The sequence below is a fragment of the Rossellomorea sp. GCM10028870 genome (assembly GCF_042666755.1).
Taxonomy (GTDB): Bacteria; Bacillota; Bacilli; order Bacillales; family Bacillaceae_B; genus Rossellomorea.
This window is the reverse complement of record NZ_JBHTGN010000001.1, coordinates 84,002-108,590: the sequence shown is the minus strand read 5'-3', so window position 1 is coordinate 108,590 and position 24,589 is coordinate 84,002. Positions and strand designations below refer to the sequence as shown.

The window sequence follows — 24,589 nt, the reverse complement described above, 5'->3', positions numbered from 1 at the left end:
TTCAAAAACTTATTTCCTTAAAGCGGTAACCAACGCCTCAAATGGTTTCAATAATTTCAGAGGTTGAACGAATCAAACTAACTGATTTAACTTTGCATCGGACAAATCTAATCCATAATCACAAGTTGATAAAGTTGGTACAACTAGCCATTTATATGAAACGATACTTTAATGCTCATTTAGATGTGCAAAAAGACACTCACAAAAGAGTGCCCTTAAGTATAGTGACAAATTTATCCAACGTTCTTTTTCTTTACTGGAATCCATATTTCACTTCTATACTTCGGATTCCCTGTGTCCTTACTCTCATTCCATACCATTTCAGGACCTTCAACTGCTTCATAGCCTGAAGCCGGAAACCACTCTGAGTATATCCTGCCCCACACATTCTGAAGTGTTTCCGGAAATGGTCCAATCGATTCGAATACGGCCCAGGTACTGGCTTTTATTTTTAATGCATCAAATTCTCCTGTTTCATCACTTGAAGTTGCCACCCCGATGTAATGATCTAACTCTCCCTTTTCTTCCATTCTTCCTTCAGAAAAATTAGTTGAAGCACTAATAATACCTGTTGGTTCTATGTTTGAAAGTGCTTTTAGTTGTTTAATTACCTCAAGTGTTAATCGCCCATACATTTCGGCAACATCTGGATTAACCCCGTTAAAGATTATTGGAACCCTTTTCTTAAAGCCCACTACCTTAAATGGTGCTTTTTCAACAATACGATAATTCATTTCGCATCCTCCTCTTATTGTGAGTTGGAAGGTCATTTTAGGATAAGCTTTTAACGGTGTATGCTCTCTTCTTGCTTCAGAAGGGAGAAAGCCATGCAACGAATGAAAAGCACGGGTGAATGAATCCGCTGAACGATATCCGTATTTGACCGCAATATCGATTATTCTCAAGTCACTATCTTTCAAATCAAGGGCAGCAAGCGTCAGTCTTCTTCTCCGAATATATTCTGATAAGGATATGCCTGATAAAAAAGAAAACATCCGTTTAAAATGATACTCTGAACAGTAAGCCATTTTTGATATTTCGCTATAATCAATTTCCTCCGTCAGGTGCTCTTCAATGTAAGCCAATGCCTCATTCATCCTTCTTAAAGAATCCATCAAATAACCTCCTTTCACCAACAATGTTAGTAAAGAATGCGATAATCCATCCGACAATCTGTGCACAATTTAGTCGACGCCCCTATAGGATGTCATGACTTTTGACGATAAGATTGTATCATTTCAAAGTATTGTGTATCTCCTAAGCCATGGTCTTTGAAATTTTCGATTAGAAGAGACACCAGTTCTTTTATCGGGACGTCTTGGTGCTGTTGAATATACAGCATAAGATCACTATCTTTCTTAAGGTAATTCAAATACAGTTCAATTCCTTTGTATAAAGGGATTGGATGAACTTCCTTAGGCATAGCTTTATGAATCAATACTTGTTTGTAGAGTTGATCATATCCTTTTGCTTTTAGGCTGTAATACCTTATAGGTTGAAAATCATCTCCGACAAGATGGAGATCAATTGAACCTTCATACTCAGTTTGATCTAACCAGGCGAGTATGGTGAGAAGATTCATTTTACAAAACATATCCTCACCAAACCATAGGGCTATATGATCATAATCCTCACAAAAGAGAGGCTGCAATGGCTTTAGGGTGATTTCAGCATATTGAACTGGCGTTACATGATGAACCTTCGCACGTATTTCTGTAAATTGATCGGAAAATAAATCATCGCAGGTGTCCCCATAACACATTGCTTCGTTAAAGGGAATCATCCTTTCGGCTTCAAGAAACTGTGTCTCTTTGAAATTCTTATACATTTCTGTTCCATTTAATATATGTACGGTTCCTGTTGGATCCACATTGACACCTCCTGCTCTGGTGACTTGATTCTGCAGCATTTCTCTATCCCGTATACTTCAAGACATCCTCAAAAAACTCCTCTCTTTTTAAGAATGGACCGTTTATTAAACATAATAAGAATAATGACAACCCATTATTTCTCCCATAGCTCAATCAGTCTACCTTCAGGATCTTTAATCCAAATAAACGTACCAAATTCACTTACCTCTTTTTCCTTTACAAGAGGTACACCGACTTGTTCCAGATGCTCAATCGTTTCGTTTATATTATAAACTTGGAAATTCAACATCACTTGCTGTTCTGTTGGGAAGTAAGGGTCATCTTCAGTAAAGAAAGAAAAAATGGTTTCATTTCCTGATTGGGGTTTAATAATAGTCCCATTCCAATCTTCCATTTCAATCTTCAACACTTCACTGTACCATCTTTTAATAGTATCCAGGTTTTTAGTCCTCCAAAATATTCCCCCGAAACCTTTTATCAACATAATAAACTCGCTCCCTTCTCTAATTTCATTAATTTCTCCACTATATTAGAATTTCAAGAAATAAAAACAATATCCTTCTTCAGCCACCCGATAGGGGAAACGAATCTTCAGAATGACTCCGATTCATTATCACAACGGCTTAAAATATGGTTGGGGTGAAACGACCATTGTCACCGCCTTTGGGTTTGTTTCGTGGATTTGTACGTTTATCTGTTTTGCTTATTGGAAGTTTGTTCTCAAGCCATAAGGTAAAAGAGGCTGGGACAAAACTAAAAAATCACGAAATGAAGACGATTAATAGAAGTGTAGGTTCTTAATACCGCTAATGATTTCCGTGCAAGACTACGCTTTCCGCGGGTAGCCCGTGAGCCTCCTCGGCAAGCCTGCGGGAAGAAAAGCGGAGGGGCTTTGTTCAGAGGCGGGTGGCATAAGGCGAAGCGGCCACGAAGGCGTTCTTTGCCTTTGGCCGCTTCGCCTTATGACATGTGCCTCTAAGCCCCGGAGCTGGACGGGTCTCACATAAGCTACTTTTCCCGCAGGAGTCTTCGTCTTGCACTCCAATCAACCGCTGGAGACTGCTAAAATCAAAAGGACCAAGGTTAAATAATAAACCCGAACCAATCTGCCTCTAAGTAGCGGATTGGTTCGGGTCTTGCTTAGACTAAAACACTTTTGTCCCAGCCTCTTTTGATTTATTCACTTCTATCAATTCAGACCAAGTGAAAAGAGTCTTTCACCATCCCGCTGAATTTTTCTTGTTCTTCTAGATGGGGTGAATGGTTACTATTTTCAAAGATATAAAATGTTGAGTTGGGAACAAGATTGAAAATTTCCTCTGAATACACAAACGGGCATTGAGAGTCGTGTTTCCCACAAAAAACGATTGTCGGGGTTTTTATGTTCGAAATGTCCTCCCTGATATCATACGTTGGCAGTTCGTTATAAGCATAATACTCTAACCGTTTTGGAACCAATTTCCCACTGCTTGGCTTAGAGAAGTATTCATCATATCTGCTTGGGTCATTCAATGACATTTTCGTCCATTCCCTGCGTGCGTGCTTCCGTTCTTCTCTTGTTGCATCATCGGAATTCAGGATGGAAAATACCTCTTTCAATCGGTTGTTAAGAGGATTCCTATCACAATAAATGCTTTCCTGATCGTCCATATACTCATTTGTAGCTGAGGCACCACCTACAATCAACCGCTTTAAAGAAGCTGGATAATCAGCAGCATAAACCAGCCCTAACATCCCACCTGTGGAATGTCCTGCAAAATTCCAGCTATCATACCCTAAAGCAGATCGGATTGCTTCTAAATCCTTGCTGGTTTCACTCATACTTAACTCATCTTCATCTTGAATCTCAGTGGAATTCCCCGATTCTTTCAAGTTGACCAGGTACACTTTAAAATCTTCCAAAAACCGGTCAGCGAAATGGTAGCCTCGCTCGTTAAACTCGCTATATAGATGAGTCACACATAATGGTTCACCATTCCCGGCTTCAAATATTTCGAAATCCCCTCGATCTGTTTTAATTAGCTTTTGTTCCCACATGTTTTATCCCCCATTCACTCTTCACGGCCCGTTAACTGAAAATAAGAAAAGCCGTAGAGGAGCTATTCATTTGAGTGTTCATGATCTAAATTGACTTTTCCCCGGAGAAGAAGGGGATAGGATGTGATCGTTCACCAAATTCTCCTTCAATATGATTCTTGCTCATCCAACTAGTACTTACTATCTATTAGACGTTTTCAATAGAGTGAAAGTTTCGATTTTTTCATTTCAATGAAAAAATAAATAGGGCAATAGCTGGAGATCATTTTGGTGATCTTCAGCTATTGCCCCTTTACTATTATTAAATATTTTCACCATTGAATAGGTGGAACTTCATTTATAGGCTTTTAAAAAAGATTTTTGTATATCCTTTTATTAATCACATTCCCCTAAAATCATCCATACTCTCCCCAAGTATATAATGTGAAAACCACATCAGATTCTGCTTCACAATAGCCCGGTGTACTCCAGGTTTCTCAGAGCTGTATCCCATTCCTTTAAATGTAACTAATTCTGTATCCACTCCCATATCCCGTAGTCCTTTATGGAGCTCATAAGCATTTGAAACTGGAACTCTTGTATCCTTTTCTCCATGTTGGATCAGGGTGGGCGGGGATAGAGACGCTCGATTGAACTCCCATTATTGATCAGATCTCAGATATCGATCCTTAATCAACCTTCGATGGTGAATTTCATGCCCGGCAATGATGTACCCTATCGCACGAGCTGTCACTTCGGAACCGTTTGCGTTTCCACGCCGGCGCAACGCTTCTTCATCCATGCTGCTTAGAAGAAGAATGGTGTGTTGGCGGACAAGAGCTTGATGATGTAAAAGGTCCGATAATGAAAAGCGATTGAAATTTCCTCTTCTCACATACTCATCATCATTATATCCAGGAAGCATTTCCTGTTCTCCCCTGCCGATACTGAGAAGGCGGTAGCACATAATGCGCTCCGTATCGGTTATGTGGCCGATGACTTCCTTGATGGTCCATTTTCCCGGAGCATACTTATATTCTGCCGTTTCCTCACTTAAGTCCTTTAACAGTTTCTTGGTTTCGTTTTGTTGATCATCAAGAATCTGGAGCAGCTCTCCATCTGGTACATTGTTTACATATTCCTTATAATACGGGGGATATTCGTTTGTTTCTGGTTTCCTCATCATAGCTTCTACTCCTTTGTACATGCTAAATGCATATCAATGATCGATTTACTTCTAAGAAACCCAAGATCTACATAAAGTTGAATCGCTGCATTATCCTTAATGACAGATAAGCGGGTAGCCGGGTACGCTGCACTCGAAGAATGGATCGAATGGGTTAACAAATATCGTCCAAGCCCCCTCTGTTGGTGATCAGGGTCCACGACTAAACTCATGATAAGTGGATAGTCTTCAAATTCCATGTGCAGACAGACGCCCACAATATTGTTCGAGTGAGTATCGATCACAACTCTTGAACACTCATCCATGATTTTATTATGTTTATGTTGATTGATAAATTCGTTTTCATGGAGAAGATAATCTGCATTCGTTCCGATTTGCTTATACGCCGGATTGGCTTTATAGGCTATCATGAGTAAACATGCGATATCATTCGCATCTCCACGTGAAACAGCCCTTGATCTATATCCTTCAGGTAGAAAGGCCTTCATTGGCTCCGTCGGACGAATCATCCATACATTCACTTCATGAATCTTACATCCAAGTTGTTTATACGCTGCCACTTGTTCTTCTACCACTTCTCTTACAATGATTTTATTTTCAGTAGTCGATATCTTTTTGACATAGTTTAATAGTTTATGTGCCAACCCTTCGTAGTCCTTATAGGGTGGCACTACAAATATATCCGATATGAAATTAGGTTTTAGAAATACACCGCCAATAATGGTTTCTCCATCCATGATGAAATATCCGCAGTCAAAAATGGATGCGATATCTATTAATGTCTCAGAGGACCTTCTAAAATAGGAATCTGCATTTTTTTGTCCATGATAAATGGAATAGTATCGTATGTATTCTTTGGGCTTTTGGTAAACTAATCTTAATCCGTCTTCTAGATTAATAAGTTGTTTCAAAGATCGACCTTGCTCACTCATGTATTTCGCCCTTTCTCTTCAGCTCTACGTTGACCTTTAACTTAATACCAATTATTTCAAATTCACATGAGTTACTCAAGTAAATGGTCGAAAAAAGATGAAAGTTCCCTATCTAGATAACAAAAAGAACATTGGGGGTTTAAGCTCCTCCCAATGTTCTTTATCTTGAATTAACCTGCCTTATCGTATTTTCTAATTAAAAAGTAAAGGAAAAGTAAATATTACGAAAGCTGCCCAAAGTCCGTAGACCGGTAAATACTTGGTAACGGAATCTTGGATCGTTGAAGGTCCGGATTTGTTTTGTAGAAAACGCATATAGGAGAACATAATCCAAATTAGGTTTGCCCAGATAAGTATGTTTACACCTAAAACAGCAAGTCTGTTTGGCGTAATCCCATAAGAAGAAAGTCTGAACACGATGGCTGACACTGCCACACTGTCAATGATAAGGGCAAGAACAATCAGGGCAAAATTTATATAGTCTGAAATGTTTTTTTTCTCGTCTGAGTCGCTTTCGGTAATGGAAAATATGGTAACGACCAATACACCAAGGAGTATTCCGTTGAAGGCTATCAGGAAATTACGGTCCAAGAATGGATTTTTCCCGAGCCATATAACCGCAATGAGATAGACCAACAATGTGATCAGGACAAGAGGGCTAAAAATTTTAGCTATATAGGGTGTAATATTCTTAGCAAGTTTAAGGTTCATTGATACCAGGTATGCAGCCACAATAGCGAGAGAGGAAGCACCAAATAAAACGATATTACTAAAATAAAATTCCTCTATATCCAAGCCGATAAAGCTGAATAACTGCATGGTTAATGCTGCCAGTATCATTCCACTCACAGCCATGCTGGCGTAGAGAATACCATATTCCAGATTAAATTTGATATAGGCTAATCTAGTACTCCCTTTTGAATACTCATTTCCTGTAAATGCGAGCCCTGACACGATCCATAAGAATATGGGCATGTGTAAATAAGCAAGGATAATACTGTCTTTATCATTTAAAGGCAGCATATTAAGATAAACCCCAGAAATCAGGAACAACCCTACAAGGGAAAAAATAACACTTTTTTTCGGGGTATTTTTGTATACAAAATAGGTAGCAATAAAAGGAATGATACCAAAGGCCAAGTTAATTGGAGCGATCACTTCCTGTTCGACAAAATGGAAAATGATCCTGGTAAATATCCCTGCCATAATGGCTAAAATGCCCATGAATATGAAATCTTTTTGGATCTTGGAAGATTTTTCTGTATTTGCTGCCTCCTTGAAATGCAATCTTTCATACCAAACGCCAAGGACCTGAGAATCAGGATTTTGTTCCCATGCCTGTAAGAAGGAATGTTTAAAAGCTTTTGGATCTTTTCTATAAATTCTCTCCAGTTCATGAGGGTTAGCTATGTTTTCAATAATCGAATTGTTACATTCCATCGTAATACCTCCCCTAATAATTGTTATTTTTTCTCCACAATGTTTAACTATCTTCGTCACTTTTGTATTCTAATATATCCCCAGGCTGACACTCTAAAGCCTTACAAATTGCCTCTAAGGTGGATAATCGAATCGCTTTCGCCTTTCCATTTTTCAATATAGAAAGGTTAGCCATCGTTATCCCAACCCTACCCGAAAGCTCTGTTACGCTCATTTTCCTTTTTGCTAACATCACATCAATATTGATTACAATTGCCATTGTTATTCACCTCAGACCGTTAAATCATTTTCTGATTTTATATCAATTGCTTCTTTTAAAAGTTTCTGGAGAACCGCCGCAAACACTGCGATAACCATCGAAGCAAAAGGAACAACCAATCCGACAAAGATAACTCCTGGGGCGTCGTCTACTTCCGCAAAGATATAGAAGAGCGGCAAAACTAGTACATGCAAAATACTGATTGTGATTGCACAATATTTGATATTCTTTAAAGCTTTTACAGATAGATCAGAGAAAGCTTTATTTTTGTCAATGTAGCGCAGGAGTTTAAAAGCCTGATATAAAGCAAAGTAAAAAGGTATTGCTGATGCATAGAAAACGATGAAAACGAAATATTTTATAATTGCAAACTCTGGAACTAATGTTGCTGAAAGGTCCGCCATCTCAGGCACCAAAAAGATGCACAGAGCAAGAACTGGAACTCCTAAAAAAATAACAGCTATTTTCAGAAACAACGTTGTAATTTTTCCCATAAAAGCACCTCATTTATTTATGTTGATTTTGATTTTAATACAAAGTTTATCGTTTTACAATAAATTTTTATTAATTAATATAACAATTTTATTGTGAGTTGTTTGTATATATAAAAAAGAGGCTGGGACAAAAGTGTTTTAGCCTAAGTCAAACCCAAACAAATCTGCTTCGTAGTGTGCAGATTTGTTCGGGTTTATTATTAATTTTTCGAATCATTTGATTTTAGCTGTTTCCAGCGGTTGATTGGAGTGCAAGACGAAGACTCCTGCGGGAAAAGTAACTTATGTGAGACCCCGCAGGCTTGCCGAGGAGGCTCACGGGCTACCCGCGGAAAGCGTAGTCTTGCACGGAAATCATTAGCGTTATTAAGAACCTACTTCTATTGTTCGTCTTTTTATCGTGGTTTTTAAGTTTGTCCCAGCCTCTTACTTATTGGATTAATAGCTCCCTTATTGAGCATTAACACCTCATTAACACCTTTAAGCGCTTATTTCATTAACCGCCCTTTAAATTAATACCAATTTTTTCAGAATATCACCTGTAACTTAATGATAAATTCCACAAAAAAGAAGCTAATCTTGTTCAAGATAAGCTCTCTCAGTTTAAGTATAATAACTCCAAAAGTTAAAATTATTGTTTTATATTGAAGTCTTTCTTTAACAATGAATACATATATAAATCATCAAATTTTCCGCAGGTAAACTCATAATTTCTCAAAAGTCCTTCTCTAATAAACCCTTGTTTTTCAGCTAATTTTTGTGACTGTTTATTAGGAGGTTCTATTAACGCTTCTATCCGTTGTAAATTCATCTGTTCAAATCCATATCTAATAACAGCTTCAAAAGCCTCACCTGCGATTCCTTTCCCCCAGTGTTCTCCACTTAACTCAACACCAATTTCAGAACGATAATGCTTTGGAACCAAGTTAAGAAATCCACAACTACCAATTACCTCCCCTTGATCCTTCAACGTAATCCCCCATCTTATTCCGGTTCTCTTTTCGAATATTGATTTATACCACGAAATCTCATCCAATGCGTCATCAATGGACTTAAATGGTTCTAAACCAACAAACTTCATTACGTCTTTATCAGACAAATACTTTAGAAGGCTGTTTGCATCATCTTGTGTTACTTGTCTTAAAATCAACCTATTAGTTTCAAGTATAGGAAATTCACCTACTTCTATCACAATAAACCTCTCCCTAAATATTATTCATTTTCAGTAGCACCCCATATGCGACTTAACTATCTATTCCACAAAAAGAGGCGTAACCCTGCTTTAGGTTACGCCATATTAATTCAGTAGCTTTTCCGCTAGAATGCCCGTTAATGCAACATGAATTAAACTGAAGATCAGGTCCGCATACTTCAGTTATCTACCAATGATCGCAGAGTCAGGGCTTTGAATCACTTCTAATAAACCTCCTCTTTTTTTAGAACATAACTTTCCACATGCAAAAATGGGGCCAAACCTTATTCTGAAGAACTAGTCCCAAGGAGTATCCTTAGAACTAGTTCTTTCAATTTCCCTCTTAATTCAGGCTATCCATGATGCTCTCTAATGTTTTCCCATTCTCGGTTGATTTCGGTTCGTTTTCATGAGGGACTGTTGAATTTTCTTTTAGGAAGTTTTGTTTGATGTAGTTCATGTCGACCAAATCAATTGTACCGTCAAAGTTGATATCTCCTTTTCGGTCGTTCGTACCCCAATGTACTTCCAGGTAGATCGCATCAAGAATATCGATTACATGGTCTTTGTTCACATCTCCAGCAATGGCTGCTTTTTTACCAATAAATTTCTTTTCACCTACATGACCATCTAATCCGATATAGAAGGACTTTTGTACTATAAAATGTCCAGGTAAATCAAAAATTAATGTTAATGTTTCTCTAGTGGACGGCAGTGAATCCACTTCAAAAGTAGGCTTATCCATTACTTTCCCCGGATATTGATTTCCATCCTCACCCATAACCTTAACAGTAGCACCCATTGAGGAATAATCAAATAGCTGTACAGGGCCGGATGCTGATAATTCATAGACTGCTTCTCCATTCATGGTACCCACAATGTGAGAATTCGCAGCATTTATTTTGAATGACGGATTAATTCGTTCACTTGTTGTTTTCACATCAGATAAGTTTGTGAAATCCGCTTTTGTTAGTGACATTTCTGCATAGTCATTAATATAGCTATCCTTTTTCACTTCTGCTTTTAATTGAAGCAGAGAGAGTACATCTTCGGCATTCCATGTTGTATTCTTAGCTTGTAATGTCACCTTAATCGTACCATTTTCATTCGTCACTTCTGCATTGAAGCGATCCTTCATTGTATCTATTAGTTCAATTTCTGTAAATGAAAGAACCTTTGGATCGTATTTGAATTCCATCTCTGCTTTTTTAAACTCTCCTTGATTCGCAGCATTTACATCGAATGTGACCGTTTCACCTTGCGTCACTTCTTTCTGGTTTGCGATAGTTGTCACATATGGTGAACCTTTTTTAACAAAATAGTACTGCAAGGAAGAGGATTTATTCCCCACATGATCTGTTGAGTAAAATTCAACAGGCAGTACTTTTAAGTGGCTGGGAAACGTACTTCTTGTAAAATTAAAATTCCCTTCCTCATCAACAGGTAGTCTGGATGGATAATTTGTGTTGTAACGATAAAAGACCGTGTTATTTGCTTGAGTGATTTCGGAACCAGCAGCTTTTAAATCATTTATTGCTTGATCCATCACATTCCCATTGATATCAATCAGCGGATTTGAATCATCTGGATTTACTTCAATTACTCCTCCCGCTAGATTGGTAGTCAATTCAGGATTTGAATTATCAACCGAAATCGGTTTTTCAATAATGATTTGTTTTCCATTTTCTCTCGTAAAGACAAACTTCACCTTATACGTACCCGGCTTTACTTGGATGGGTTCCATCGCTTCAACTTCTTCGGATGTGACTCCAAGAGGATAATAATCTCCATTGAAGAAAGAGTTTAGTTTAATATCTTTCCCTTCAGGCATTTCAGTTCCTGCGAAATAGCCAATATACCCGATATCCTTAGAGTTTGTATCCACTAAGAAAATATCAAGTGAGCGCATATAAGAATTTAATTTTAGACTAGCTGATGCTAAACTGCTGTAATTAAAATCTCCATTATTGATGGTTGTAATTCCGGAGCTAGTTTCCAGATATTCAACCCCATCTTTCACCTTCCGAATACTAAAAGGTATACGATACTCCTCTGACGAATCTTCCTTATTTTTATAACGGATGTACCCTTCATAGTAACCGTCTTCAGCTGTCTTAGGCACGTTCAAGAAAACATTGGTTTTCTTATTCTTCCCGGCCTTTACTTTAATATTGTTATCAAAGGTCAGCTGTATTCCATTTTCTGAAGCGTCAAGAGAATGCTTTGTAAACTTTACACTACCAATAAACGTTTTCGTTTCTTCACCGGAATTATTCATTATGATCGTTCGTTGATCTCTAAGTGAATTATCTTCATGCTGCAAACTAAAGCTCATACTCCCTGTCAGCTCATCAATCAGAATTTCCTCACCATATAGGAAGTTTTTCGTCTCATCCATCACCTGTAAGTTCATATCTGAATGAATCGCTTCATAAGCATCGATACGTCCTGCTCCCACATCAAAGACACTGTACTCTTCTGCCATTTCATCTGCCGTATTCATCAAAGATGTTTTAATATCAGATGGTTTTGCTTTGGGGTTTTTTTCAAGCATTAACGCTGCCACACCCGCTACTTGTGGAGCCGCCATAGAGGTTCCTGATAATCGGGCATATCCGTATTCGTACTGTCCTTCATATTTCTCACCGCGTAAATTGGGAGGAACCGTTGACATAATATCCAGTCCTGGTGCTGTCACCTCTGGCTTAATATCATACGTAAATAGCGCCGGTCCACGAGAGCTGAAATAGGAGAGTGTATCTTCTGGATATATCATATTTTTTTCAGGGTTTTTAAAAGTATATTGTGCCGTTTCGTTCTGTAACAATTCTTTAAATGCTTTTCCTTGCTCACCACTAAGAATATAAGCATACGTATTATCTGTAGAGACGGCAATTTTATCTCCTATGAATCCGTTATAGGTACCATATATAAATACAGCTGCCGCTCCATATTGTTTGGCTAACCTCACTTTTTCATATGTCCGATTCGTCCCGGTTGAAACCAGGGCAATCTTTCCCTTCACGTCGACACTATTGAAATCAGTCTCCAGTCCTTTACCTACATCGACTATATTAAATGTTTTTCCTTCTAATGTTCTGGGATCCTCACCATAGCCATGTGTAGAATAACGTATTTCCGAATCTACTTCCGTACTGCTGCTTTTAAATTTTCCTGTATAATTGAATTCTGCAACTTCTGGATTACTCGAACCAACTGTAATCCCAAGTGCTGAAGCGGCGGGAGTTCCAAGAGTATACTGTCCTCCACCTTCATTACCAGCGGCCAGAACACACGTAACACCTGATAATACTGCATTATTGATTCCAATCGCTAAAGGTGAGTATGGATCATTGGAGTTTGCCCCAAGCGATAAGTTAATAACATCCATTTCATCTTTCACTGATTTCTCAATACCTGCTAAAATATCTCCCGTTGAACCAGTAGCATGTGGACCAAGAACTCTATATACATAAAGGTCCGCATCTGGCGCTACCCCTTTAGTTGCATAGTCTGATTCTGCTTTCCCCTGTCCTGCAAGGATACCGGAAACGTGGGTGCCATGAAAGGTAATATAATCCGAAGCATTCCCCCCTGGCTTCCCGGCTTTGATCCAATCTTCATAAGTCGTTTCCATTGGATCATCATCATCATCTACAAGGTCATAGCCACCTGCGTAAGCATCTTTCAAATCTGGATGGTTATAATCAATTCCAGTATCAATCACACCAACTTTTATGTCTTTCCCTGTTAAACCTTCTTCATGCAGTTTGTCTACACCCATTATTTCTTGAGGGGTCTTCCCACTATAAGGTGACGTATTCGTATTTTCTTGAGTTGGTTCGATTAACTGTACTTGTTTATTTTCGTAAACGCTTTTAACTTCTTCAGATTGAAGTAAGGTTTCTACCTGATCCGCGGGTAATGTCAATGCAACACCATTGAATGCTTCCGTAAAAGTATCACTTACTTTATGTTTTACCTTTAGTTGAGATAAGTCCTTATTAAATTGTTCATGCGATGCTTCTATCTTTTTGTTCGCACCTTCTTTTGTTAAGGTTCTTCCCTTAAGCTTTTCCAGCATAATTGCAGTGTTTGCTGTATGCTGCTTAAACTCGACAATAACAGATATTTTATTAGAACTATCTAAATTCGTTTCAGGTGAGATATTTATTTCGGGTTTGCTTGTTGTATTCAAATCTTGGAGTGCTTTTCTTTGCTCGGTCGTTAATCCTTTTAAAAACTGGTCAATTTTTGCTGTGGTTTCTCCGTGAACAAGATTTCCTGCCTCTGCTGTTTGTAGAGTTTGTTCCCCATTTATATTGGGTTGTACCTCAGATGTTGCTATACCGTCAATTGGATTTAATAACATGGCACTTACAGCTAATACAGACCCTTTTACGATTTTCTTTCTATGTTTCATTATTTTCCCCCATCAGTCTATTTAATTTCATTAGAGCATGCGATTAAGCTTTTAAATGATTTTTTGAACTCCCTTTTTGAAAAACGATTTTCACCACCTTTGAAAATAATCTTAAATACTTTGTAATTAGCAAACTATGACCATATCTACCATTTACAGTTAACATGGAAAAATCCCTTTATAAAATGGACTTTCCCAAATGGAAACAAACGAATTTTCCAACATCAAAATTCGTTATGATTCTGACAATGTTTTCAATTGTCACAAACGTACCAATAAACAAAACCAGGATATTTAACCCACTAAATTCCCACCATATACTCTGCTCGTATTCTCCTGTATAATTTTTTAATTAGTCACTCGGTCAGGAATGGGAAAGAAAGAATGAAAAATAAATAATGGGAAGCACGAAGGAAGCAGGGGGACACTGAAACACATTTGGTATAACTTCTTCCTCTAAACTGGCCCTTTAATTGAATAAAGGTGTGTGTTTGACATTCTTAGCTTTTAGATAACTAGAATGTCATCCGTTTTGTCATTAATGGGGGTTTTCTGGGTAACGTATAAAAACAAAAAACGCCATAATCCCTTCCATAACAAGGATCCTTGGCGTTCTTCATTCATTTAGTTAATTTGGTTTTATGAAAAAGCTTTGAAGTTAAAATAAGCAGCAGAACGAAATCCATTTAAGAAAACGTTGTTTGACAGCCACTTGATTACATTAAAGATGTATATTCAATTGCTTCTTCAACAACGTGACTTTCTAAGCGCACTAGAACAAGAGATTGATAAGTAAGCGACGGAGTTTGAGGAATATGAAATTCTAACATCAATCCAGGAATAGGTACTAAAATAGCAGCGAATTTCATATTCTCATAATATTTTTTGCGAATTTCCCTCCAAGCAAAAAGGATCTGAAAGCTTACTTTCAGATCCTGTCCATATTGACGCTTTGAATTCCTTTATTTTCACATATTTTCACTGGTAACTACTTATTCATTCGTTTGTTAACTTCAATCGTAATGAACTCCGGCAAATAATTGGGAGTACATCCTTTTGATACCATTTCATCTTTGTAAAGACCCGTTTTCTCACCAAGTTTCATACAACGTGCTCGATACTTTTCATCATAAACGCCTATCCAGCCTGCGGTGAAATTCATAGCCCATTGAACTTCCGGTTCTTCCTGCTTAATAGTCGCTTCAATTGCAGATAGTAAGTCTGCGGTGTTATCAGGCGGTGTTTGTCCAGTCCATCTCAATCTCGCTTGAAAATACCAGAAAGCTCGCCTTTGAAGAGCAGATGGACTATTTTCCCATGACTCCATCAATGCAATGTTCTTCTTGTCTTTGGTGAGCTGATTAGCCATTAACCAATCCATTAAGTTATTTCGCTCATCATATGTGTGAGTCTGCATATCCTGATCAAGCTTATTTAGTACATCTTGTGAAAGAAGTTTTTTGTCCATAATTAAGATTGCCAATAGTCTTGGCTGAAACTTCCCAGTTGACCAAAGTTCCATAGCTAGTTCGTGATCTTTTTTAATGTCCTTCGCGATTTTTCGTAAGTCGCCCAGCTTAGTTTTACTAGTGATCTGAGGTAGAATGTTTTCTGCTTTTGATGAGCGTTTTATTTCTGTACTTTTATTAATATTCATTTGCCACAACTCCTTCTTAAAGCACTGTTAGTCCTTGGCAGAATATATCAATAACTGAATTTCGTTATAAGTGTTATTGCATACAATTGTACCATAACAATGTAAAAGGAATGATTCATTTCGCCGTTATATATGATACGGTTCATCTAAATGCGTTGGTAATATATATGAACACAGTTAAAATTCCATTGTATAATAATACTATGGAAAAATAAGTTATCTGGAGATTGTATTATGCCAAAAAATGATTCTACCAATTTCGTTTTGAATGCAAAAAGTAAACAGTTTTACTGGGAAGGGAATGGTCAACTGTCCATTAAAACATTCTTTAATGGTAAAGCCCATTATAAGACTAACAAAGGCTTCTTTGCTGTTGAAGAGAGTAGATACCTACTCCTCAATGAAGGTGCATACACAATTTCAATTGAAGAACCTAAAGTTGTAGAATCCTTTTGTCTTTTCTTTAAAGATGGATTTGCGGAAGAAGTCCTTCATTGCTTAAAAGAAACAAATGAGCGTCTTCTCAGCGATCCGTTTAAGGATACAAGTTCAATTGGTTTTTTTGAAAAAACCTATCATAAGAATAATAATCTATCTTATCAACTGGAATATTTCATGCAGATATTACCCAGTCTTGATATTGATTCCGTTGGTTATGAGGAACAATTCCATAAGATAATGTTTTCTATTATAAATGAACACATAAATACATATACAGAAATCGAATCATTACATGCAATTCGTAATTCTACACGTGAAGAACTATACAGAAGGGTAAGTATAGCACACGATTATATTAGATCTTATTTTAATCAACCGATAAAACTAGAGGAAGTTGCTAAAGTTGCTTGTTTATCACCTAACCATTTATTAAGAACTTACTCTCAAATTTACGGCAGAACGCCCCATCAGCATATTACAGTATTTAGAATACAAAAGGCAAAACAATTACTAGCAGAATTAGACCATAATATGACCGATATAACCTTTGAACTTGGATTTCAAAACCCTGTATCATTTAGTAAAATGTTTAAGCAACATGTTGGTTTATCTCCTAAAGAATATCGAAAAAAAGTGAGATCGGATAAGAAATTATAAGGGAGATTCTTTATTCTTATGAGGAATAAGAAATTTGAAGGGAGAAATGTTTTATGGATACTGCAATGATAAAGAATGTTGGGCAAATTGGAATACCTGTAAAAGATATAAATAGGGCACTGGATTTTTATAAAGATAAACTAGGACTTTCCCTATTATTTAACACGGATAGTATGGCATTTTTTGAATGCGATGGCCTGCGGCTCATGTTGACACTTCCAGAAAAAGAGGAATTTGCTCATTCAAGTTCGGTTATTTATTTTCAAGTAAATAATATTAAAGATACTTATGAGCGCTTAGTAGGTAAAGAAGTTACTTTTATCGATGAACCACATGTGGTAACGAAAATGGGACAAACTGAAATGTGGATGGTATTTTTTAAAGATACAGAAGATAATACTCATGCATTGATGAGTGAAGTACAAGTTTAAGAAAACCAAAAGGAGATCGTCTAAATTACACGAACAGTCTCCTTCAATATAAGTTAGACTTTTTAATACTTCTTTTATCCAGAATTACTTCTTCCCTCTGCTTTACTACTATTTGTGATACGGTTCCCCGTGGTTATTTAAGTGGCCAAAAATAAACGAGCTTGCGTTCAATTCCAAGCTCGTTTAGCCCTAATTTTCAGGGTATAGCGTTTACCTTTATTACTAGTATGGATCCCTAGGACTGACTATGCATGTTAATGGCTGCAACTTCCTGGAATGATGGTCATCTTGGTTACGATCACCGTACTTAGTGTGAAGCAGTCCGACTAAGTACGTTTTCTGGTTTAATAAATTTCTATACGGCAAATTCTAATAAACCCCCTTTTTATATGATGAGGCTTCACCTTTTGCATCTAAACATATCAGATGTCATGAACTCATGAAATCAACATTTATTTATTCTTTATCGCTTCGGCAAGCTCATACAGAGCATTCTGCTTTTTAATTCGATAGTTCCTGCCTTCTTTTTGCAAATAGCCCTTATCACAAAACTGTGTCAGCACATGCAGCAGGTGGCGGTAAGAGACTCCTAAATAATCACAAACAATTACGTGCTTTTCCAGGTAAACTCCTTTATCGGACGTCTGTAAAATAAAGTCTGCAAGCCTGTTTTCCAACGGAAAAGCAAGGCTTTGTGAATACTTGGCTGCCATCAACGTTGCCTTCAGACTCAAGAATTTTGTTAATTCACGTAGGAATTTTGTATCTTCAAGCAGTTTGGTTCGATTCTTGGAAAAAGGCATAGCAAAACAAACTGTTTTTGTGGATGCCTGAATTCCTTTTGTATAGTACACATCGTTTAATAATTCCATCTCACCAATATAATCATGCGCATTGATAAAGTTAATCAGCGAAACTTTTCCATTTTGATGCGTGACGTATATTTTTGCCTTTCCTTCTGTCACATAAAATAAGTAATCAGGTCTCTTCCCTTCTTGTATGATCCATTCATCCCGCTTATATTCCCTTACTTCAAGATATTCTTCAATTTGAAAAGAAAATCGATGAGCGATTGAGTGCTTTTCTAGATATAACCGCTTTTTCTCACCTTTATATATTTCCATCTTCCACCTCGAAAATATGAGATATCTCATATTAATCTTCCTTATTCTCATGATATCATGCGATTGATAAGGAGGATACAAATGAATACACAACGGTGGATGAGCACACATTTTTTTAGTTTTTTTCTGACCTGGGGAATCTTTCTGCCTTATTGGTCAGGGTGGATGATACAAACGAAAGGCATTTCGGTTTCAGAAGCCAGTTTCATTATGAGTATTGGATTAGTTGCGAGGGGACTTTCCACGCTTTTTGCGTTTCCCTATTTATTAGAGAGGGTCAGTAATAAAGCACTCTTAAACATAGCCGGAATTGGTACACTGGTCGCAATTCTCTGCTATATCCCGGCTGACTCGTTTCCTGCCTTACTGATCGTAACCGTCATACTGCACATCTTTTACCCGACCTTAATGCCGGCTTTAGACAGCGTTGCCGGCGTTCTTGTACAAAGTAAGCAATTGAAGCACTATGGGAAAAGCCGACAGTGGGGATCCATCGGATTTGTCTCGGTAGGTATACTGTTAACGGTTTTTACAGGAATGTTTGGTGATGACGTAATTTTTTGGGCACTATTGCTGGGAATCAGCTGCTTTGTCGCTCTCAGCTTAACGAATGCCCCGGAAATTTTATCGAAGAAACCGCAAGTAAATCAATCCATAAAGGTCAATATCTTTGATTTATTCCGGACGAAACATTTCCTGGTTGTCCTTATGATTGTGGTGCTTCTTCAAGCAGCCCACGCTGCTTATTACAACTATGGATACATTTTTTTACAGGAGATTCATGCACCGATCTATCTCATCGGTGTCATTATTAACATTGCCGTCATTGCAGAGATTATCTTTTTTTCGATGGCTGATAAGCGCTTTAATCGATTCTCACCAGGGACCTTATTGGCACTGGCTGCAGCCGGCTCTTCTCTGCGGTGGATATTGGTGTTTACGTTTCCAAACGTTGTGGTGTTTTGCATTGCACAGACGCTTCATGCATTGTCGTTTGCGATGGGGCACTATGCTTTTATGAAATACTTAACAACAAACATTCCGCATACACATATCCCAAAGGCTCAAGGCATGTATTCAGCCTTTGCACTCAGCTGGAGCACAGCGATGTTTACGATATTCGGAGGGTTCTTATATGAAATTGAGCCAAGATATGCCTTCATCGGAATGCTTGCCTGCAGCCTGCCGGCAATGTTCATTGCTCTTGGGTATCGGAAATTGGAAGTGGAAAAGAATGTTTTGGTGTCTGCTGAATCGCGTTAATTTATTTAGTATGTTAAAAGAAAGATGCTGGGACTAGTTCCTAATAGCACTTTCTAACACCACTAATGATTTCCGTGCAAGAATTCGCTTTCCGCGGGTAGCCCGTAAGGCTCCTCGTCACTTCGTTCCTGCGGGTATGAAAAGCGGAGGGGCTTTGCTCAGAGGCGGGTGGCATAAGGCGAATCGGCCACGAAGGCGTTTTTTGCCTTCTTGGACGAGTTGACTTATGACATGTGCCTCTAAGCCCCATAGCTAGACACGTCTTACATAAACCACTCTTCCCGCAGGAGTCTTCGTCTTGCACTCCAATCAACCGCTGGAAAGAGCTAATATCTAACTGACAATAAAAACCCAAATCAATTTGCTAGATAGTTAACAAATTGATTCGGGTTTTCCTTAGGTTAAATTACTTATGTCCCATCTTCATATTTGCTAGAGGGGCTCGCTGCGCTGATGCAGCAACCTCACCTCATTACTTCCCGACGATCTCATCCATCACGCGGTTGGTTCTCGCACCCGATTCTCCGGTACTTGGACACCACCCGCCGCCATCAGTTAACTCTTTAACGATCGTCGTTACTAGCGGCTGGTGGACATGCTCGGGCCGTTCGAAGCTCCATTGCTGCTGTCCTTCACGGGTCGTCAAGATAACGGGGTCATCCCCAAATATAGAAAAGCTGATTTTTCCTTCACTTCCGACAATCTCATTCATATCCACATCTTCAAAAGCCGTGAAACACCACTTTCCAACCCCATGAACGCTGGATTGAAACTGATATGTACCCGTCACAATATCTTCCGCATCATAATAGCCGGCTTGATTCGAAGAAAAGCCTTTTGCTCCTTGAATCGGTCCGAGCAGGAAGTCGAGAATATCGAGGGTATGGCTCGCCAAATCAATGAACAAGCCGCCACCGGCTATTTCAGGCTGAACCCGCCATGGAAGATGGTCCAAATCCTTCACGTCGTCCCCCTCTTTTTGATATTGAGTCGAGGAGACCAAACGAACGTCACCAGTTGCCTTTTGATCCAGCAATTCTTTAATTTTCAAAAAGCGCTCCTGCGCCCGGCGGTAGTAAGCCACAAATAAATGAACCCCAGCTTCTTTGCAGGCAGCCACCATCTCGCTGCATTCCTCTTTGTTACGGGCCATCGGCTTCTCCACATAGACAGGTTTCCCCGCAGCGGCTGCCTTCAGCTATATTTCTTATGTGAGCCCGGCGGAGTTGCGATAATATAAACCGCATCCACCTCAGGATCATCAATCAATGCATCCGCATCATCGTACCACTTCGGGACCTGATGTCTTTCCGCATAATCCCTTACCAGCTCACCCGTTCTCCGCATGACCGCCACAAGTTCCGAGTTTTCAATCTTATGAAAAGCAGGGCCGCTCTTCTTTTCCGTCACTTCCCCGCAGCCGATGATTCCCCAGCGGATTTTATTGTATTTCATGGGTGGATTCCTCCTCATGAATCTTATTTTTCTGCTTGGCTTGTCTATTTATGATACGGTTCCCCACATCCAATGCTAAACTACATCTTCAACAATCTGGCCCGTTAATCCAATAACTCCAATAAAAAAAGCGTTCATCCATACTAGATCAACGCCCCTCAACTTTAACTACATTCCTTTACAAAACCAGTACAAATAGTTGATGATTTCCTAAAATCCATCTAGAGTTATTTCAAATACCTTCACAACACAGGTAATCAACATATTGTTGCATTCAACCTAACTGACGTTTAAATACTTTACTAGCGATGAAATAAGCGATGACCATAATACCCACGCACCAGGCAAGCGAGATCCAGATATCGTTGCCCACAGTCCCTTCAAATAAGAGGGCACGAATGGAATTCACGATTGAAGTCACGGGCTGGTTCTCTGCGAACGCCCGAACTATTTTAGGCATGGTTTCAGTGGGGACAAAGGCTGAACTGATGAACGGAAGAAAAATCAGCGGGTACGAGTATGCTGTGGCTCCTTCCATGGACCGTGCTGTCAATCCAGGTATAACCGCCAGCCATGTCAGCGCTAGCGTAAACAGCACGAGTATCCCAACTACCGCGAGCCAATCCAGGATATCAGCACTGGGACGGAAACCCATCAAGAGTGCGACGAGGATGACCACCACAACAGTAAGCGCATTGGAAACAAGCGATGTCAATACGTGGGCCCACAATACAGACGAGCGCTTGATGGGCATGGTAATGAAGCGCGCCATCAACCCGCTTTTCACATCATTAAAGAGCCGCAAAGAAGTGTAAGCAACGCCGGATGCGATCGTGATCAGCAGGATTCCCGGCAATAGATAATCGACGTAGTTGTCCGTGCCAGTCTCTATAGCTCCTCCAAATACGTAGACAAACAGCAGCATCATCATAATCGGCGTGATCGCCACCGTGATAATCGTATCCGGGCTGCGTAAGATATTGCGCATTAAACGTCCCAGTAATACCCCTGTTTTACTTTTCATTTACATCTCCTCCTTTTTTGCCAATGATTGCGAGGAAAATTTCTTCCAATGTCGGCTGCTTCTCGATGTATTCCACTTTCGCTGGCGGAAACATCTCCTTGAGTTCCGTAAGGGTACCCGTCGTGATGATTTTACCGCCATGCAGGATGGCAATGCGGTCCGCCAGTTGTTCCGCTTCCTCCAGGTACTGGGTCGTCAGCAATATGGTCGTGCCACCGCCGGCAAGCTCCTTGACGGTCTCCCAGACTTCAATCCGCGCTTCGGGGTCAAGCCCCGTGGTCGGTTCATCTAGAAATATCACGGCCGGCTTCCCTATCAGGCTCATGGCAATATCAAGCCGGCGCTTCATCCCCCCTGAATAATGATCTGCACGTCGGTTGGCTGCATCGGTGAGACTGAATCTTGCAAGCAGATCATCGGCGACTTGAGAGGGATTGGAAACCCCACGCAACTTGGCAATCATCATCAGATTTTCCTGCCCGGTTTGCATGCCGTCTAAAGCTGCAAACTGACCAGTCAGACTGATGCTCTGGCGAACATGATCCGGTTGACGCTGAACATCAAAGCTGCAAATACTCACTTCACCGCTATCCGGCTTCATCAGCGTCGAGAGGATATTGACGATCGTTGTCTTTCCCGCTCCATTAGAGCCCAGCAGTGCGAAAATTTCACCACGGACCACCTCTAAGTCCACTCCCTTTAAGACTTCCTTGTCTTTAAAGGATTTTTTCAACCCTTTTATACAAATCGCTGCATCATTCATCTTTTTTCCTCCTTATAAAATGCGCTAGTTTATCTTTCCCTCAGTACTCAGTCAGACTGATATTCTGTAATACTTACTACTGGATTAAAAAAATAACTGAATAGTGAAGGGACTACCACATTCAACCCGCTATTCAGTCGGTATTCTCTTTTTCATTCACTTTTTTTCACGGCCAATCGTATCGTTCAACTTAGCTCGATGCTTGTCACTCCAGGTCTCCGAGTCCTTCACCAGTTCATCACAGAAAGCAGCTACGTCCTCACCCGTGAGGTCAGTTACTTTCTTGCCTTCCGCTGCACCTTCCTCGAACAGATCGAGAATGCCATTAAAGATACGGCTGGTGTCCTTCCAATCGGTGAGGCCACCAGCGGTCCACATATATTTTTGGATCGCTTTGTATGCGTTGAGGTACTCACTAGGAAGTGTCTTCGCACGTGCTTCCATCGCCTTCCATTCCCGCTTGTCAGCCAGATTTCCGATAATCATTTCAATAAACTTCATCTTTTCCTCTCCTTTTAATTTCTTTTGTTTTGAGTTCGTTCATTTTGCTTGAGACGAAATCCCATTTTCCCCAAAAAGTTTCGAGCTTCTCATGACCTGCTGCGTTGAGTGTGTAAAATTTTCTCGGTGGCCCCACAGTAGAGCGCTTTTTTTCAATGTCCACCAGATTGTTTTTCTCAAGGCGCATGGTAATCGTATAAACTGTGCCTTCAACCACATCCGTGAAGCCAAGTTCCCTCAGCTGTTGCGTGATTTCATAACCATACGTTTCACCGCGGCTGATGATTTCAAGCACACAACCCTCAAGCACTCCTTTCAGCATTTCAGTAAAATTCTCCAAATGTTCACCCCCAATTGTATTTCGTATACTCCCTGTAATTTGTCTCTCAGGTATTTTGTGCTACTGATATTCAGTAATACTGACTACTAGTATATAGTATCGCAGAATAGCTCAAATTGTCAATCAAATAATAGCCCATTTTTTTAGTAACGACTAAACTTCAGCTCTAATGGTGATTGTGGAGTATTGTATTAATCGGATTCCGCTTCCCATTCACAAATCATCGTTAAATGATTCTCTTTTAATTCAGCATGAATGCTTCCGTTCATTTTTTCCATTAAGCTTTTCGCGATCGGTAAACCGAGCCCAGTACCTTTCCCGGTTCTTGTTTGATCAGCCTTATAAAAACGGTCGAACATCTGATGTACGTCAAGCTCACTCATTTTCCCGACAGAGTTTGAAATTTTCAGCTGAACGGCTGTATCCATTTCTTTAAGCTGAATGGTCACATTTCCTGTAGAGTATCGAATGGCATTCACTGCAAGATTTTCGATCACTCTTTTCATGAGAGAGGGGTCGGCCATCATCATAATGTCTTGCTCCGGGATATGGATGTCCGGTTCTATGTCCCTTTTACTAAACTCCTCATAAAACCCTAATAGTGACTCAATAATCAAATGGTTAACACTGACCTTCTCCATTTTCAAAGGGTAATCCGCTTGTTCAATAATCGATAGCTCGAAAAAATCTTCAAGTAACACCTTTAACCTTCCTGCACTATTTTTGATTGTTTCAATGTATTTCTTCTTTTCCTCATGGCTCATTTCATCTGATTCCAGAAATTGAATATATCCTAAGATTGATGTCATGGGTGTTCGAATATCATGAGAAATATGGGATATAGCCTGTCTTAGTTCATTTTCAGTGGAGCGCTTGACTGCTTCAGCCTGTTTCGTTAAATCAATCTGGTTATTTATTTCCTGTGCTAACTCCTCGAAATCGCGGTCATAAAAGCTAATCGTCAATTTTTTCGCTGAGTCCTGTTGGTGTAATTGCCGGAGTTGCAAGGTTGCCCTTTTCATTTCCTTTTTCAGCAGATAAAAACGGATGAGGACATATGCGAGGGCTGCCAAAACTGCCATCAATAAATAGAGTATCATTTGACCTCACCCACTTTCGT

Annotated in this window: 23 protein-coding genes and 2 pseudogenes; 4 read left to right on the top strand and 21 right to left on the bottom strand. The window is 39.4% G+C overall.

Annotated features, from left to right (window positions below; all coding sequences use genetic code 11):
• Window positions 1–233 precede the first annotated feature (233 nt).
• From ACFQWC_RS00585 to ACFQWC_RS00530, 12 genes and pseudogenes are all read right to left on the bottom strand, one after another.
• Window positions 234–1,115 carry an AraC family transcriptional regulator gene (locus ACFQWC_RS00585; RefSeq protein WP_377105610.1) on the bottom strand — a complete coding sequence of 294 codons (882 nt, stop codon included), beginning with the start codon at window positions 1,113–1,115 and terminating at the stop codon, window positions 234–236.
• Window positions 1,116–1,207: 92 nt separating this feature from the next.
• A complete protein-coding gene (locus ACFQWC_RS00580; protein ID WP_377105608.1) occupies window positions 1,208–1,870 on the bottom strand; it encodes an AraC family transcriptional regulator in 663 nt (220 codons plus the stop codon).
• Window positions 1,871–2,004: 134 nt separating this feature from the next.
• A complete protein-coding gene (locus ACFQWC_RS00575; protein ID WP_299739667.1) occupies window positions 2,005–2,352 on the bottom strand; it encodes a VOC family protein in 348 nt (115 codons plus the stop codon).
• Between the two features lie 713 nt (window positions 2,353–3,065).
• A complete protein-coding gene (locus tag ACFQWC_RS00570; RefSeq protein WP_377105606.1) occupies window positions 3,066–3,908 on the bottom strand; it encodes an alpha/beta fold hydrolase in 843 nt (280 codons plus the stop codon).
• Window positions 3,909–4,287: 379 nt separating this feature from the next.
• A pseudogene (locus ACFQWC_RS00565) lies at window positions 4,288–4,530 on the bottom strand (alpha/beta hydrolase family protein); the annotation flags it as partial.
• 18 nt (window positions 4,531–4,548) lie between these two features.
• Window positions 4,549–5,073, bottom strand: a complete 525-nt coding sequence (locus ACFQWC_RS00560) for a DinB family protein (RefSeq protein ID WP_377105604.1) — start codon at window positions 5,071–5,073, stop codon at window positions 4,549–4,551.
• 5 nt (window positions 5,074–5,078) lie between these two features.
• The gene (locus tag ACFQWC_RS00555; protein WP_377105602.1) at window positions 5,079–6,005 is read right to left on the bottom strand and encodes a GNAT family N-acetyltransferase; all 927 of its coding nucleotides are present in this window, start codon (window positions 6,003–6,005) and stop codon (window positions 5,079–5,081) included.
• Window positions 6,006–6,197: 192 nt separating this feature from the next.
• On the bottom strand, window positions 6,198–7,445 hold the full coding sequence (locus tag ACFQWC_RS00550) for a DUF4153 domain-containing protein (protein ID WP_341356717.1): 1,248 nt from the start codon (window positions 7,443–7,445) through the stop codon (window positions 6,198–6,200).
• 43 nt (window positions 7,446–7,488) lie between these two features.
• On the bottom strand, window positions 7,489–7,704 hold the full coding sequence (locus tag ACFQWC_RS00545; RefSeq protein WP_341356718.1) for a helix-turn-helix domain-containing protein: 216 nt from the start codon (window positions 7,702–7,704) through the stop codon (window positions 7,489–7,491).
• 11 nt (window positions 7,705–7,715) lie between these two features.
• On the bottom strand, window positions 7,716–8,198 hold the full coding sequence (locus ACFQWC_RS00540) for a DUF2975 domain-containing protein (protein ID WP_341356719.1): 483 nt from the start codon (window positions 8,196–8,198) through the stop codon (window positions 7,716–7,718).
• Between the two features lie 631 nt (window positions 8,199–8,829).
• Window positions 8,830–9,390, bottom strand: coding sequence for a GNAT family N-acetyltransferase (locus ACFQWC_RS00535; protein WP_377105599.1), 561 nt, complete (start codon window positions 9,388–9,390; stop codon window positions 8,830–8,832).
• A 343-nt stretch (window positions 9,391–9,733) separates the two neighbouring features.
• Window positions 9,734–13,813, bottom strand: coding sequence for a S8 family serine peptidase (locus tag ACFQWC_RS00530; RefSeq protein WP_341356721.1), 4,080 nt, complete (start codon window positions 13,811–13,813; stop codon window positions 9,734–9,736).
• A 634-nt stretch (window positions 13,814–14,447) separates the two neighbouring features.
• On the opposite strand from ACFQWC_RS00530, the pseudogene ACFQWC_RS00525 reads away from it, so the two are divergent.
• A pseudogene (locus tag ACFQWC_RS00525) lies at window positions 14,448–14,683 on the top strand (IS110 family transposase); the annotation flags it as partial.
• A 118-nt stretch (window positions 14,684–14,801) separates the two neighbouring features.
• Here the strand turns inward: ACFQWC_RS00525 and ACFQWC_RS00520 are convergent.
• Complete coding sequence (locus ACFQWC_RS00520; RefSeq protein WP_341356722.1) at window positions 14,802–15,470, bottom strand: DNA alkylation repair protein; 669 nt, start codon at window positions 15,468–15,470, stop codon at window positions 14,802–14,804.
• A gap of 234 nt (window positions 15,471–15,704) precedes the next feature.
• Here ACFQWC_RS00520 and ACFQWC_RS00515 point away from each other — a divergent pair, with 234 nt between their 5' ends.
• Both ACFQWC_RS00515 and ACFQWC_RS00510 read left to right on the top strand, forming a co-directional pair.
• On the top strand, window positions 15,705–16,568 hold the full coding sequence (locus tag ACFQWC_RS00515; RefSeq protein ID WP_341356723.1) for a helix-turn-helix domain-containing protein: 864 nt from the start codon (window positions 15,705–15,707) through the stop codon (window positions 16,566–16,568).
• A 53-nt stretch (window positions 16,569–16,621) separates the two neighbouring features.
• Window positions 16,622–16,999 carry a VOC family protein gene (locus ACFQWC_RS00510; protein ID WP_341356724.1) on the top strand — a complete coding sequence of 126 codons (378 nt, stop codon included), beginning with the start codon at window positions 16,622–16,624 and terminating at the stop codon, window positions 16,997–16,999.
• 452 nt (window positions 17,000–17,451) lie between these two features.
• Here the strand turns inward: ACFQWC_RS00510 and yeiL are convergent, their stop codons facing one another.
• Window positions 17,452–18,123, bottom strand: coding sequence for a transcriptional regulator YeiL (gene yeiL / locus ACFQWC_RS00505; RefSeq protein ID WP_148969982.1), 672 nt, complete (start codon window positions 18,121–18,123; stop codon window positions 17,452–17,454).
• An 81-nt stretch (window positions 18,124–18,204) separates the two neighbouring features.
• Between yeiL and ACFQWC_RS00500 the strand changes: the two genes are divergently transcribed.
• Window positions 18,205–19,386 carry an MFS transporter gene (locus ACFQWC_RS00500; protein WP_341356725.1) on the top strand — a complete coding sequence of 394 codons (1,182 nt, stop codon included), beginning with the start codon at window positions 18,205–18,207 and terminating at the stop codon, window positions 19,384–19,386.
• A 472-nt stretch (window positions 19,387–19,858) separates the two neighbouring features.
• On the opposite strand, the gene ACFQWC_RS00495 is transcribed toward ACFQWC_RS00500, so the two are convergent.
• The 7 genes from ACFQWC_RS00495 to ACFQWC_RS00465 form a co-directional block, all read right to left on the bottom strand.
• The gene (locus ACFQWC_RS00495; RefSeq protein WP_341356726.1) at window positions 19,859–20,539 is read right to left on the bottom strand and encodes a Gfo/Idh/MocA family protein; all 681 of its coding nucleotides are present in this window, start codon (window positions 20,537–20,539) and stop codon (window positions 19,859–19,861) included.
• Between the two features lie 41 nt (window positions 20,540–20,580).
• Window positions 20,581–20,841: a Gfo/Idh/MocA family protein gene (locus ACFQWC_RS00490; RefSeq protein ID WP_341356727.1), complete on the bottom strand. Its 261-nt coding sequence runs from the start codon at window positions 20,839–20,841 to the stop codon at window positions 20,581–20,583.
• Between the two features lie 274 nt (window positions 20,842–21,115).
• Entirely contained in the window at window positions 21,116–21,865 is a 750-nt protein-coding gene (locus ACFQWC_RS00485; protein ID WP_341356728.1) for an ABC transporter permease, read from the bottom strand.
• A complete protein-coding gene (locus ACFQWC_RS00480; protein WP_377105594.1) occupies window positions 21,855–22,628 on the bottom strand; it encodes an ABC transporter ATP-binding protein in 774 nt (257 codons plus the stop codon). Before ACFQWC_RS00480 ends, ACFQWC_RS00485 begins: the two co-directional genes overlap by 11 nt.
• 156 nt (window positions 22,629–22,784) lie before the next feature.
• Window positions 22,785–23,129: a DUF1048 domain-containing protein gene (locus ACFQWC_RS00475; protein WP_148969986.1), complete on the bottom strand. Its 345-nt coding sequence runs from the start codon at window positions 23,127–23,129 to the stop codon at window positions 22,785–22,787.
• Window positions 23,116–23,469 (bottom strand): PadR family transcriptional regulator, encoded by a 354-nt coding sequence (locus ACFQWC_RS00470; protein ID WP_377105592.1) that lies wholly within the window; start codon window positions 23,467–23,469, stop codon window positions 23,116–23,118. Before ACFQWC_RS00470 ends, ACFQWC_RS00475 begins: the two co-directional genes overlap by 14 nt.
• A 191-nt stretch (window positions 23,470–23,660) precedes the next feature.
• Window positions 23,661–24,569, bottom strand: a complete 909-nt coding sequence (locus ACFQWC_RS00465) for a sensor histidine kinase (protein WP_377105590.1) — start codon at window positions 24,567–24,569, stop codon at window positions 23,661–23,663.
• Window positions 24,570–24,589: the final 20 nt, after the last annotated feature.